General features: G+C 64.9%; 1 protein-coding gene. It reads right to left on the minus strand.

Annotated elements, in window-relative coordinates; translation table 11 throughout:
- On the minus strand, window positions 1-538 hold a 538-nt coding region (locus tag EN807_RS32290), incomplete at its 3' end, for a helix-turn-helix domain-containing protein (protein ID WP_135937907.1).
- Window positions 539-888: the final 350 nt, after the last annotated feature.

Below are 888 nucleotides of genomic sequence, written 5' to 3' on the forward strand. Positions count from 1 at the left end.
CGAGCGCCAGCAAGTAGCGGCTCGACGCATCCATCACCGTCAACGGTTCGCAACGCCACCCGTCACGGGTCCGGAACCAGCCCTTGTGATCGCCAGTCCACACCGCGTTCGGCCCTTGCGGCTCCGGCCAAGGTCCGTTGCCGCAGGCCCGCAGCCGGGTCCGCTTGCGGGCGCCGACAAGCCCATGCCGCGCAAGGATAGCGCCTGCCGTCGAGGCCGACGGCCAGATCAGTTCGGGAGCCGCGCGCTTGAGCCGCGCCACGATCTTCTTGGGCCCCCACAGCGGATACGTCTCCTTCGCCGCCACGATCCGCTCGACAAGATCAAGGGCTGTCGCACGGCCATGATTGAGCAGCGCTCGCGGCCGATCGTGCAAACCCTCCGGGCCAAACTCCCGATAGCGACCCAGCCATTTATAGCCGATCTTGCGCGAAATGCCGTAGGCCGCACAAAGCTCGCTCATCGTCTCTTCGCCAGAAAGGCAATCCACTACAAAACGAAGCCGCTCGTCCATGATGCCAGTCTCTCGCCAAACCATCGCCGGGTCCTCCGGCGAGGGAGAAAACTGTCACCTATGCAATCGGTCCATTCTGTTACCTATCTATCCGGTTCGGACATGTTCCTTTCCTCTCCCTCCGGAGGGGGGAGAGGTGGCGCTGCGAAGCAGCGACGGAGTGGGGGAAGCCGGTCCTCGAATGCGCTGCCGCTGACAATTCACCGCAGGCTTGAAATAGCAACGGCCGTGCAGGTCGACCCCCACTCCGTCGAGCTTCGCTCGACACCTCTCCCCCGATCGACGGGGGAGAGGAAAGGCGCGAGGCGATTCCAGCCGGCACCCTTCCTCTCCCTCCGGAGGGGGGAGAGGGGGCGCTGCGAAGCAGCGACGGA

The sequence above is a fragment of the Mesorhizobium sp. M5C.F.Ca.ET.164.01.1.1 genome, from assembly GCF_004792125.1.
In the GTDB taxonomy this organism is placed as follows: Bacteria; Pseudomonadota; Alphaproteobacteria; order Rhizobiales; family Rhizobiaceae; genus Mesorhizobium; species Mesorhizobium wenxiniae.